We start from the raw sequence: 13,352 nt of genomic DNA on the forward strand, positions 1-13,352 counted from the left end.
AATGACTATACCCAGTTACCGGATACCGGATACCAGTCTGATGTACCATAAATAAAGGTTTTATCGATTGATGCATCCCAGACATTGTTTCCGTCCATATCCAGATACCACGTATTACCATTGACAACTCCTATTTCGGTAATACCATCACTGTTCCAGTCTCCGGTAAACGGAAGCCAGCCAGTTAGACCAAAGACAGAACTCGCATCCAGAGATGGTTCCCAGATATTATTTCCGTTCAGGTCCAGATACCAGGTCTTGCCGTCTGATATTCCGATCTCACTTTTACCATCTCCGTTCCAGTCACCAGCGACAGGTTTCCACCCGGATGCTCCAAATTTAAATGTTTTGTCTGTTGATGCATCCCAGACCGCATTGCCGTTCAGATCAAGATACCAGGTATCCCCATTTACAACGCCGATATCGGTTGTTCCATCGCCGTCCCAGTCACCACTGACCGGAAACCAGCCGGTAAGACCAAAGATGCTGGTTTTGTCTATGGATGGATCCCAGACATTATTCCCATCAAGGTCAAAATACCAGGTCTTGCCATCTGATATACCCAGTTCGGTGATCCCATCGCCATTCCAGTCCCCAGACACAGCTTTCCACCCGGCGGAACCGAAGATGGCAGAAAGGTCACTCGAAGAGTCCCAGACATTGTTTCCGTTCAGATCAAGGTGCCAGGTCTTGCCATCTGACATACCGATCTTACTTTGAGTCCCGGATCTGGTGATTCTAAATCCGTTTGTCAGACTGCCGGATTCCATGTTCGTATTGGTGACCGTGATATTCCAGTAGGAGTTACGCAGAACAACCTCTAAAAAATTTATAGCGCATATTTTGGGTTCTGAATATATTCTGAAATTCCAACTTTTATGATTTGCCATTGAGCATCGTACGGAGTAACACCATTCAAAAATTTATTGACTTCGAATCGTAAATATGCCCGAAGTGAGCAATTAATATGATTTCGTTGGATAATTCCCTTTCTAGCTTGGCATTTTTCGACACCACATAGTTCTTTGATAGCCCTATGATAATTCTCGATTGTCCAGCAAATAGATTGTAAAACCAGCCTATCTTCATTATTCATCGGCAAAAAATTGGTTGCCCAATATCTACTTACACCTTTACGATTTAGTGAGTGAAAAAGACGAATAAATCCATATTTCTTTAAATGGACTTCTAATCCCTCCTCTGGTATATTTAATGATGACACTTGAACATTACCTTGGGCATCGGGATTGACCATACGATTTTTCTTAACTCGTGTGAAATAAAACCATCCAAGACGGTTAATCAACTTCAAATTTTCATTTCCGGAATACCAACTATCAAACATGACAAAGGCAGGAGTAAATCCTCTTTTGAAAGCTGTCAAGGCCATTTCTTGGAGATGATCATTTTTGGTCTTATCATCAACATCCTTATCATAAATTCGATAATCAATTGGAAATGAAGTGATTCCATCTGTCCAAATTAAGGTAATCAATCCTATTCCTTTGATTACTTTGTGCTCTTTTCCACTCCACTGGTAATATGTACATTCGATTTTTTTGGAATGTTTTTTATCTAGAATAGTGTCATCCAGAACCAACCAGCCCCTTTTTCTGTCAACATATGCCTCAACTTCAGCCCACAACGTCTCAGGAGTTAGAGACTGTCTTGTTAGGAATCGATTGAAGGTATCATGTGATATCGAGAATTCAGACGTCGAATAACAATCAGCGACTTTTACACAAGAAACGTCGCATCGAGCTGCGATGAGGTAATTGATATAATCTACATCTGAAGGCTGCTTCGTTATAGGCACGTATATTATAGGCGTTGTCAATATATATAGATCTTTCTATAATAAAAGTTAACTGCGTAACTCCTATAAGAGTAGAGGTTCTAAAGACCTGTTTTCTGGTAAGTGTTGGGTGCCAGTATTTTCTGGCAATCCATCTCTTCCCTTTATTATTATGACGGCGCTTTGCCCATCTCCACAACATATTTCGGACAACCCAGTCAAGTTTCCCAAAGGTCATACTTGCAGAAACCGTCCGGTGATACATTGCCCATCCCTTAATTACGGGATTTAGGGCTTTGATAAGGTCTTCCTGTTTCCAGGCCTTCGCCGACTTAATGATTACCCTTACTTTATCAATGATTGCGGCAATAGCTTTCTTCGAAGGTTGTATCAGGAATTTGCCTTTGAATTTTCTGAAATTCCAGCCCAGGAAATCGAACCCCTCGTTGATATGAACGATTTTGGTCTTTTCCTCAGAGAGTTCAAGCCCTCGTTCATGAAGAAATTCAGTGATGAGTTCCTTGCACTGGAGTGCCGTTTCCTGTGAGTCTGCCGTTACGAGAAAATCATCTGCAAACCGTATGAGATGAACCTTATTTCCGGGAAAGTGTTCTTTCAACATTCTTTCCATGCCGTCAAGAGCCATGTTAGCCAATAAGGGGGAAATTAAGCCGCCTTGGGGCGTACCTGACTTGTTACGGTAGAGTATTCCATCATAAATATAGCCGGCTTTCAGGAATTGGTTAAGGATTCTTTGGTCAAGAGGGATGTTATCAAGCATCCATTGGTGTGCGAAATTATCGAAGCACCCGCGGATATCACCTTCTAATATCCATTGACCTGAAGTCTTTCTGCTTAAGCACTGAAAAGTGTATGAAGCAGCATCCTGTGCATTTCGCTTCATTCGGAATCCGAATGATGTCTTGTCTGCTGTGGTCTCAGCCCAAGGCATAAGAGCCATTGCATACAAAGCTTGCATAGCACGGTCATACATGGTTGGAATCGAAAGAGGTCGCATTTTACTCGATTGCGGTTTAGGGATGTAGATTCTCCGGAGAGGTTTTGCCCGATAGCCCTTGTCCGAAAGCGTTAATGCTGCTTTCATTTTCTGTTCAGGGGTGGTCCATTTTTCCCCATCTACTCCTGCACTTCTTTTACCTCTGTTTTTGGTTACTCGTTGTACTGCCAACATTTTTGCATAAAACGAATGTGTAAGCAGATACTGGAGTCGTCTTGCAAGTCGATATTGGCCGTTCTTCACTGCTTTTGCGATACGTGTCTGAAGTCGCTTTACATAATCTCTTGCTTTAGCAAATGGAAATTTCTTCCATTGTTTTGCAAGTTTTCTGTCCGAGATGTCCTCGCTTTTATGCGTAATTGAACTTATCCCGTTCATTGAAACCATCCTGTTCGCCGTGAAAAACCAGCTGCACGTCGGCACCCTTTCAGGTCAGGGCAAAGTTTGAACCCCTATCCACAGCCATTACAGCCGGGCATTCGCGTTTTGCAGCCTCCTACTCCCACTACGCATGTGGTTCCTCTCACAAGGTTCTTACCTAAAAAAAATTTTTTTTTTTAGGAGCGTATTGGGTTTTCCAAGTTCAATAAATCGGATAATTGTGGTATTTTAGGACCCGCCCATAGACCGGAATCAGCTTCGTCCATTCGTACCAGCATAATTCAAACTACTGATACCGTGATTCTCCCTCAGTGGGGACAGGGGCAAATCTCTTTCCTCCTGATATAATTAACGATCCTGCAGCGGTTCAACGTTTGTTTGTCCATGATACCTTTCCCTGGCAGCTTATCCAAATGAGACTATGGGAATCACCACGTATGTTCCTGCAGCTTCGCACCCGTTTATTACTAAACACGCACGTGCAGGTAGGGACGCCCAGAATGGATTGGGTGGCGTTACCGGTTTTAAGCCGGGTTCGCAATCCGATTTACTGCTTCTTGTCGCACTTAATTGTATTCAATTCATTAGAGGGATTAAAACGAACCAAGTCTCCGGTAGAAGTTTTTTCTACATTTGGAGAAACTGACAAAATATCTTGAGAAATTGAACCAAATAATTGCTCTTCAGTAGATTTTTTTGTAAGTGACTGAGAATTATTTAAAAGAAGATACGATTGATATGCTGTCGTTTTATCTGAATTTGCGCATGATTTTGACAGAATTTTTTGAGACCCAGTACCTAAATCAACCTGAACATCAGCCATAACTAAAGAATTGATAAGGATAACAGAGGGTGTTGCACCAATGATCAATATCATGCAGGATCACAAATGATCGATCTCTACCCCTTAAGCTATCAACCAAAATAGACTAATTGATGTATGAACCTGCATGTATCAATTCCCACTTTACATACTGTGTTTGCAAAAATATAGGAAAAACCTGAACCTCTTGACGGTTTTATAATATTCGTAGCAAATTCTTTAATTTTAACTATACCCTCAAATCTGATAAGTTTTTTTATATTATGCACTAATGCAGCTAAAAAGAATTCTCCCTCGCAATTCTCTTTCCCTTTTTGAGAGAAACTCCTAAACCTCATATTATGTTTCATATTACCAAAAACTGGTTCGACCATGTATTTTCGTTTTCGATATAACTCTCTACCAGTGGGGGATTTCACACGTACTTCCATAACTCGTTTACAAATTTCCTGAGTTGTTGCTTGTTTCTCTCTGTTCATAAAAGATTGCCAAACAAACGTCCCGATACTTTGCAATTCCGGAAATGTGATTATTTCTCCCATACAAATCGCCCGACATATCATTTCCATTCGTGAGATATACCCATCATTATCTGAATATTCTGGAATTTTTCTTTCTTTAGAAGGAGGGATGATGAGTTGAATGCCATAATCCAATTCTGCTAAAGAATTCGGGTATGAGAAATAACCTGCATCAGATAGTAGTATATTAGGCGAAATTGATGGATGAATACCCGTAAAAAGGTCTTCGAGTTCATTTAGCATAGGTATTAATAATTTTTTATCGTTTTGCTCATCTGATATCATTGCAGCGAGGATAAATTGATTTTCAGAAACGATAATCTGCCCATTATACCCTTGAATCCAGCCATTGGTGGTTGACATTATCTGACTTTCAGGATCAGTGAGATTTACTTTTGAATCTGAAGATGGCTCTTTTTTAGGCTCTAAAGGCTTTCTACCTCGTTTCTTTTTACCCGATTCTAATTCTTCTTTTTCGCGGTCCAGAATCTTTTCTTCTTGTTTTTTAGATTCGATATCATGTCGTTCAATTAATTTCTCTTTAGCCCGATTAAGAACTTCCTTTCGTTTTTCTTTTGTTGAAAGATGCTCAGGTAGTCGGTTAATCTCCATATCCTGAATATTTATATCATCGTTTTCTAACTCATCAATTTCCTGTGATTCATCAAAAAGCCGACCTAGCTCTGCTTCAAGGTATTTTAATTTTTTATTGGCTGATAAAGAGGCATTACAGCCAAATTTTGATCCATCGAGGGCTAGGACACCGATTCTTGCTATCCCGGATTCTACGATAATTTGAGATAATTGTTTAAAAAGGGATTTGATTTCTTTTGAATTATTCTTCTTGAAACGATAGATCGTTGTATGGTCAGGTGTAAGATTATTGGCGACGATCCGATATCCAATATCATAATGGCAGCACATCTCAATTTTTCTGCTAGATTTTTCTCCACGAATCATTGAATAAATTATTATTCCAAGCATTGAACGAGGATCAAAAAAGGCAGAACCGCGACCATCGTCACGATATTTATTAATAAATGGACTAATATCGAGAATCGAAAGAATTTCTAATATGCCATAAGTAATATCATTTTCAGATAGCCAGTCCATCGCATTGACAGGGAGTAAAAATTGTTGTTCATTACCATATCCTCTAATCATGTTATAGCGATGAGACATATAATATATTGATCTTAATAATATATATAATTAAGCTTTAATAATTTATATTAAGCTTTTTTTGTGTTTGTGCAACAGCCTCAACAATTAAAAAAATTAGGAAAAAAATATTCTTTTGAACCATTTTAACAATCCATGAAGAGAATATGGAGAATTGAAATCCTCCCTATCCTTCTAATCTATAAAAAAAAAGATTTGTGCACCACATATAAAGGAGTATCGAAAATATATATTGAGAGCATAATATAGAAGCGAGAATATGAAAGGTGCAATAATAATTTTCTTTACTTTTTCCCATGAAAAAACCGGATCTTCTAGAGAGTATAGCCCTCAAATCAGATCAGGATCTGGTATTTCATGGAAAAATAGTTATGAAATCCATTCTATTCCAGGTTCAGCGGCAACATATGGTCTGACCCTGATATTATCATAGAATGCCTGACCTCCGGTTGTCCAGCCAACCAGACCTAGTCGGTCAGTGGTTGTTGTACCATAATACGCCCAATCAGTGCCGATTTTCACTCCATTGACATATGCATCATAATATCCGTTCCCCTTTAGATCAAGCCGGACAGTATACCACTGATTTGCAGTATAACTGGTGAAATATGCCCAGGAAGGAGTTGCAGAACCGAATTTACCATTATTTGCAGCATAGAACCATGCACCTTTGATTCCAGAGGCATGACCGGAAAACGCTGAAACAGTATGATACGCAGTGGTCTGGGCAGGTTTGATGGAATATTCAATAATTCCAGAACCAGCAGTCCAGGATTTATACGCTCCGCTACCGGCAACACCGTTTGAAGTAAACCGCCCAACCTTGTTTGAACCCTCAGTTACCTGACTCATCGTAACACCGGAGTCCAGAGTCCAGCTGGATAAAACACTCTCTTCGAAGTCTTCAAAGACGGAGAAGATAGAACTTCCATCAGACTGACTTGTTGCTCCAGCACAGTTATAATATATACTGAATTGAGTTCCGGTACTGCTGATACTTGAGGGTTTTATCCAGACAACTGCAACTCCATCACTGACGGATTCTATCCAATATGGAATTTGTGAACCTCCGGAATCAGTAAACCGGATATCACCAAAGTCTGAACGAACTGAACTACCAAGGTACACAGTATTCCCACTATCTGTCCCGCTTGTCCGGTAAAGGGTGAGTTTGAATGGAGTGTTGGTAACTGTTGAGCCTGTTCCAGATGAGACGATAAAGATCTTTTGATTCTGCCAGTCAGCAGGGAAACTGGGAGGAGCAGAGACTACAATCGTTTTTGTGATTGAACTGGGTGATTGTCCATAGGTAGAACTGACCGTGAGGGTGACAGAGTAGGTATTCGCACCGGTGAACGTGTGAGACGGGTTTTGTTCGGTAGAACTACCACTGTCACCAAAGTCCCAGCTACGAGAAGTGATAGGTCCAGTGGACAGATCGGTGAAGGTGACATTGAGTGGATACTGACCGCTTGTCGGAGTGAAACTAAAATCGGCCATGAGAGGAGTGCTGGGATCTATCCATTCGATTCCCGGTTCAGTTGAAACATAAGGCCTGACGCGGATGTTATCATAGAATGCCTGACCTCCGGTTGTCCAGCCAACCAGACCTAGTCGGTCAGTGGTTGTTGTACCATAATACGCCCAATCAGTGCCGATTTTCACTCCATTGACATATGCATCATAATATCCGTTCCCCTTTAGATCAAGCCGGACAGTATACCACTGATTTGCAGTATAACTGGTGAAATATGCCCAGGAAGGAGTTGCAGAACCGAATTTACCATTATTTGCAGCATAGAACCATGCACCTTTGATTCCAGAGGCATGACCGGAAAACGCTGAAACAGTATGATACGCAGTGGTCTGGGCAGGTTTGATGGAATATTCAATAATTCCAGAACCAGCAGTCCAGGATTTATACGCTCCGCTACCGGCAACACCGTTTGAAGTAAACCGCCCAACCTTGTTTGAACCCTCAGTTACCTGACTCATCGTAACACCGGAGTCCAGAGTCCAGCTGGATAAAACACTCTCTTCGAAGTCTTCAAAGACGGAGAAGATAGAACTTCCATCAGACTGACTTGTTGCTCCAGCACAGTTATAATATATACTGAATTGAGTTCCGGTACTGCTGATACTTGAGGGTTTTATCCAGACAACTGCAACTCCATCACTGACGGATTCTATCCAATATGGAATTTGTGAACCTCCGGAATCAGTAAACCGGATATCACCAAAGTCTGAACGAACTGAACTACCAAGGTACACAGTATTCCCACTATCTGTCCCGCTTGTCCGGTAAAGGGTGAGTTTGAATGGAGTGTTGGTAACTGTTGAGCCTGTTCCAGATGAGACGATAAAGATCTTTTGATTCTGCCAGTCAGCAGGGAAACTGGGAGGAGCAGAGACTACAATCGTTTTTGTGATTGAACTGGGTGATTGTCCATAGGTAGAACTGACCGTGAGGGTGACAGAGTAGGTATTCGCACCGGTGAACGTGTGAGACGGGTTTTGTTCGGTAGAACTACCACTGTCACCAAAGTCCCAGCTACGAGAAGTGATAGGTCCAGTGGACAGATCGGTGAAGGTGACATTGAGTGGATACTGACCGCTTGTCGGAGTGAAACTAAAATCGGCCGCCAATTGTTCAGTTGTAACTCCACTTAACCATCCTCCATGAACAGGTCTGGTATTTGTAAACTTTCTGACACGGATGTTATCATAGTATGCCTGACCTCCGGTTGTCCACCCGACAAGACCTAGACGGTCAGTAGTGGTTGCACCATAATATGCCCAATCGGCCCCAATTTTCACTCCATTGACATAAGCATCATAATATCCGTTCCCCTTTAGATCAAGCCGGACAGTATACCACTGATTTGCAACATAACTGGTGAAATATGCCCAGGAAGGAGTTGCAGAGCCGAATTTACCAATATTTGCAGCAAAGAACCACGCACCTTTTACCCCGGAGGCATGGCCGGAAAACGCTGAAACAGTATGATACGCAGTGGTCTGGGCAGGTTTGATGGAATATTCAATAATTCCGGAACCAGCAGTCCAGGATTTATACGCTCCGCTACCGGCAACACCGTTTGAAGTAAACCGCCCAACCTTGTTTGAACCCTCAGTTACCTGACTGACGGTTACACCGGAATCCAGAGTCCAACCGTTTAACACACTCTCTTCAAAATCCTCAAAGACATTAAAAACAGCACTCCCCGAGCTCTCACTCACTGCACTCCGATTCCCATAATACATCACAATCTGCGTCCCAGCCCTTGGAATACTCGGAACCTTCACCCACACAACCGCAGCGGTCGCATTTACCGACTCAATCCAGTAGGGTATCTGGGCACCAGCAACCGTAGTAAACCGGAGATCGCCATAATCTTCCCGGACATTGGTTCCAACATACACATTCTCCCCGGAATCAGTCCCGGTCGTTCGCCAGACTACAAACCGCATCTGATAATTCGTCAAATCCCCATCCGGACTCCCACCAATCGCATGAATCTTTCGATAACTCCATCCACTCAAAAACGCTGGAGGACCTGAAACCACGGTCACCGTGCTACTCACATAACCTAACGACTCAAGATTTATTTCACTCATATTGACCGGCGTCTCGGAAAGTACAGACGTACCATCCGAATGCACCACACCCGTCGGACCAGGCGGAGCAACAACAGGCCCACTCACTGATGGGACCACTATCGGGGGACGGACAGACTCGGCCCCGGCAATTCCACTACAGGAAACCAGAAGAAGAGCGACGGTAATAATTAACAACAGAACAGTATACCCTATCCCGGAAGTATATGATCGGGTTTGACGAAGCGCGTTTGATCTCATGATTTTTCCTCCTCTAATACAAGACCTTGAGCGAAATATGGCGTTGGACGAAGGTATAGCCAGGGATAGAGCACCCGTGGATTGATACCTGACATACGAAGGAACCGGAAAACGAATTCAATAATATAAGTATATGTAGACATCATAGTATGAAATCACTTCAGTAATCCTAATGCAATAATACACAATCATTATATAAAATCAGATCTGTGCGCAAGAACTCATAAATAGAATAAAATATTGCGAAACAGCCTATTAGGCAACCAACCCCTCCAATACCTTATATAGATTATATCCTCTGGCGGAACAACAGTATTAGTGCCACTCGATTGACCGCAGAAATCCGGTACCAATTCCCCTTTCCTCCGCAGTTCCAGAGACCGCACTACCACCCATACTGACAGTCACCCCGTCACTGACAGTACGGGAGACATCATATGTCCCCGTTGTCTCATAGGTATAGGTTGTATTCTATTCTGCAGATGATGTTCCATCACCAAAAGTCCAACTCCGGGAGGCAGGAGAATTAGCGGATATCACGTAAAAGTTTTCGGAATGGAAATCATTTCGACATCAGGTACTTCACAGGATTTTCAAATGTCCGGATCAATAACTCGCCTCATGATCGTACATCAATTTTTCATGTACCATATCGCCCATTTGGAGCAGTATCCACGACATTCCATCTTCCAGGCATATATCCCTTGACTGGGATTGTGCAGGTGATCTCTGTTGAATTACCTATGACATTAGTTGCATTGACATCAACATAACCGGAGTGTATCAGTATTATTATTGCACCTGAAAGAAAACCAATACGGAGAGAATTTAAATCCTAAAACGACCTCGATTTTGAACCGTTGAAGATATAATTCGGGTAATTTTATTTTAATTATATAATTAGCCTTCAAAAGATAACTGTCAGTAAGGTACCAGGTAGCCCCACAATCGGGGTTTAGTCAAATGAATATTCTAACCCTCATCAATTAGACGAGCCTTGAATAGATATTTCGCATTATACCGACAATATATCCTGATATGGTTCCATCCTCAAAGACAAATTCATCTCCACCAGCTGACACTGAATCTATCAACAGCCCCCTTTCATTCGAAAAAGTATGGCTTATGTTTCAGGAAACGGATAAAAGATTCAAAGAGACGGATAAAATACTGACGGAAAAATTTCAGGAGACTGACAGATTATTAACAGAAAAGTTTCAGGAAACTGACAGAATATTAACAGAAAAGTTCCAGGAAACGGATAATAAATTTAAAGAGACAGATAAAAAACTCAACAAACTCGAGCAATTATTCACCTCACAATGGGGCAAACTTGTGGAGTCCCTGGTAGAAGGAGACGTAATTAAAATTCTGAATGAACGAGGGATAGAAGTTACTGATACCCTGAGGCGACGAACGGGACGACGTGATGGAATAGACTACGAATTTGATATTATCGCAATAAATGGGACAGATATCGTAATCATTGAGGTAAAGACAACCTTAAGACCAGGAGATGTTCGTGATTTTTTGAAAAAACTGAAGCAGGCAAAAAACTGGATGCCGGAATATTCAGATAAAAATATTTACGGGGCGATGGCATTCATATCCGAAGATGCAGGCACAGCAGCAATGGCAGAGAAAAAGGGACTTTTTGTCATACGAGCAACGGGAGATAGTGCAAGTATCATCAACCAGGAAAACTTTCAGCCGAAGATATGGTAATTCACCATATGGACCTGGAATAAAATCCCCTTACTTGTACTCTATCAAAGCTTAAAATCAGTTAGTTCCAAGTGCTTTTATTCATGCTTCAACTTCATCAGATAGAAAAACTTTGAATAGATATTTCGCATTATACCGACAATATATCCTGATATGGTTCCATCCTCAAAGACAAATTCATCCCCACCAGCTGACACCGAATCTATCAATAGCCCCCTTTCATTCGAAAAAGTATGGCTTATGTTTCAGGAGACGGATAAAAGATTCAAAGAGACTGATAAAAAATTCAAAGAGACGGATAAAATACTGACGGAAAAGTTTCAGGAGACTGACAGATTATTAACAGAAAAGTTCCAGGAAACTGACAGAATATTAACAGAAAAGTTCCAGGAAACGGATAATAAATTTAAAGAGACAGATAAAAAACTCAACAAACTCGAGCAATTATTCACCTCACAATGGGGCAAACTTGTGGAGTCCCTGGTAGAAGGAGACGTAATTAAAATTCTGAATGAACGAGGGATAGAAGTTACTGATACCCTGAGGCGACGAACGGGACGACGTGATGGAATAGACTACGAATTTGATATTATCGCAATAAATGGGACAGATATCGTAATCATTGAGGTAAAGACAACCTTAAGACCAGGAGATGTTCGTGATTTTTTGAAAAAACTGAAGCAGGCAAAAAACTGGATGCCGGAATATTCAGATAAAAATATTTACGGGGCGATGGCATTCATATCCGAAGATGCAGGCACAGCAGCAATGGCAGAGAAAAAGGGACTTTTTGTCATACGAGCAACGGGAGATAGTGCAAGTATCATCAACCAGGAAAACTTTCAGCCGAAGATATGGTAATTCACCATATGGACCTGGAATAAAATCCCCTTACTTGTACTCTATCAAAGCTTAAAATCAGTTAGTTCCAAGTGCTTTTATTCATGCTTCAACTTCATCAGATAGAAAAACTTTGAATAGATATTTCGCATTATACCGACAATATATCCTGATATGGTTCCATCCTCAAAGACAAATTCATCCCCACCAGCTGACACCGAATCTATCAATAGCCCCCTTTCATTCGAAAAAGTATGGCTTATGTTTCAGGAGACGGATAAAAGATTCAAAGAGACTGATAAAAAATTCAAAGAGACGGATAAAATACTGACTGAAAAGTTTCAGGAGACTGACAGATTATTAACAGAAAAGTTCCAGGAAACGGATAATAAATTTAAAGAGACGGATAAAAAACTCAACAAACTCGAGCAATTATTCACCTCACAATGGGGCAAACTTGTGGAATCCCTGGTAGAAGGAGACGTAATTAAAATTCTGAATGAACGAGGGATAGAAGTTACTGATACCCTGAGGCGACGAACGGGACGACGTGATGGAATAGACTACGAATTTGATATTATCGCAATAAATGGGACAGATATCGTAATCATTGAGGTAAAGACAACCTTAAGACCAGGAGATGTTCGTGATTTTTTGAAAAAACTGAAGCAGGCAAAAAACTGGATGCCGGAATATTCAGATAAAAATATTTACGGGGCGATGGCATTCATATCCGAAGATGCAGGCACAGCAGCAATGGCAGAGAAAAAGGGACTTTTTGTCATACGAGCAACGGGAGATAGTGCAAGTATCATCAACCAGGAAAACTTTCAGCCGAAGATATGGTAATTCACCATACATACCGGGAATAAATTCCTCTTTATTTTACTCAATCAAAGCTGGTGTTGCTGCATGAAGAGACCTCATCATCCTCTCCAAAAGAGTACAAACCCAACTGCCCTTTGCCTTGAATTCAGGAGTTTAACAGTTTTCCAGGAGATTTTGCCCATTCCAGTACTTCATGAGCATTCCGGATCTTAATAACCAGATGACGAACAGAATACTGAAGACAATCGAATTAATGGTTATTGAATCACTCTTTTTTAAATATTACGCGGAAAGGAAGGCCATATGGATACGGACCCGGTGTTGTATGTATACGCGAAGATCATAGTATACAACCCGAATCGATCCTCTGCTATCAATTCG

Annotated in this window: 9 protein-coding genes; 3 read left to right on the top strand and 6 right to left on the bottom strand. The window is 41.3% G+C overall.

Annotation, left to right across the window (positions count from 1 at the left end):
• Window positions 1–5: 5 nt before the first annotated feature.
• From MHUN_RS16275 to MHUN_RS19330, 6 genes are all read right to left on the bottom strand, one after another.
• Window positions 6–770 (bottom strand): FG-GAP repeat domain-containing protein, encoded by a 765-nt coding sequence (locus tag MHUN_RS16275; RefSeq protein ID WP_011450056.1) that lies wholly within the window; start codon window positions 768–770, stop codon window positions 6–8.
• A gap of 59 nt (window positions 771–829) precedes the next feature.
• Window positions 830–1,816, bottom strand: coding sequence for an IS701 family transposase (locus MHUN_RS16280; RefSeq protein WP_011449276.1), 987 nt, complete (start codon window positions 1,814–1,816; stop codon window positions 830–832).
• Window positions 1,728–3,191, bottom strand: a complete 1,464-nt coding sequence (ltrA, locus tag MHUN_RS16285) for a group II intron reverse transcriptase/maturase (RefSeq protein WP_011450057.1) — start codon at window positions 3,189–3,191, stop codon at window positions 1,728–1,730. Before ltrA ends, MHUN_RS16280 begins: the two co-directional genes overlap by 89 nt.
• 550 nt (window positions 3,192–3,741) lie before the next feature.
• Window positions 3,742–4,071, bottom strand: a complete 330-nt coding sequence (locus MHUN_RS18805; RefSeq protein WP_143709555.1) for a hypothetical protein — start codon at window positions 4,069–4,071, stop codon at window positions 3,742–3,744.
• A gap of 38 nt (window positions 4,072–4,109) precedes the next feature.
• A complete protein-coding gene (locus MHUN_RS16295) occupies window positions 4,110–5,720 on the bottom strand; it encodes an IS1182-like element ISMhu2 family transposase (RefSeq protein WP_011447087.1) in 1,611 nt (536 codons plus the stop codon).
• A gap of 369 nt (window positions 5,721–6,089) precedes the next feature.
• Window positions 6,090–9,578 (bottom strand): DUF2341 domain-containing protein, encoded by a 3,489-nt coding sequence (locus MHUN_RS19330; RefSeq protein WP_011450058.1) that lies wholly within the window; start codon window positions 9,576–9,578, stop codon window positions 6,090–6,092.
• Between the two features lie 1,038 nt (window positions 9,579–10,616).
• On the opposite strand from MHUN_RS19330, the gene MHUN_RS16305 reads away from it, so the two are divergent.
• The 3 genes from MHUN_RS16305 to MHUN_RS16315 all read left to right on the top strand — a co-directional run bounded on the left by MHUN_RS16305 (window position 10,617) and on the right by MHUN_RS16315 (window position 12,992).
• Window positions 10,617–11,303, top strand: coding sequence for a hypothetical protein (locus MHUN_RS16305; RefSeq protein WP_011450059.1), 687 nt, complete (start codon window positions 10,617–10,619; stop codon window positions 11,301–11,303).
• A gap of 153 nt (window positions 11,304–11,456) precedes the next feature.
• Entirely contained in the window at window positions 11,457–12,164 is a 708-nt protein-coding gene (locus tag MHUN_RS16310; protein ID WP_011450060.1) for a hypothetical protein, read from the top strand.
• Window positions 12,165–12,317: 153 nt separating this feature from the next.
• On the top strand, window positions 12,318–12,992 hold the full coding sequence (locus MHUN_RS16315) for a hypothetical protein (protein WP_011450061.1): 675 nt from the start codon (window positions 12,318–12,320) through the stop codon (window positions 12,990–12,992).
• Window positions 12,993–13,352: the final 360 nt, after the last annotated feature.

The sequence above is a fragment of the Methanospirillum hungatei JF-1 genome (assembly GCF_000013445.1).
GTDB lineage: Archaea > Halobacteriota > Methanomicrobia > Methanomicrobiales > Methanospirillaceae > Methanospirillum > Methanospirillum hungatei.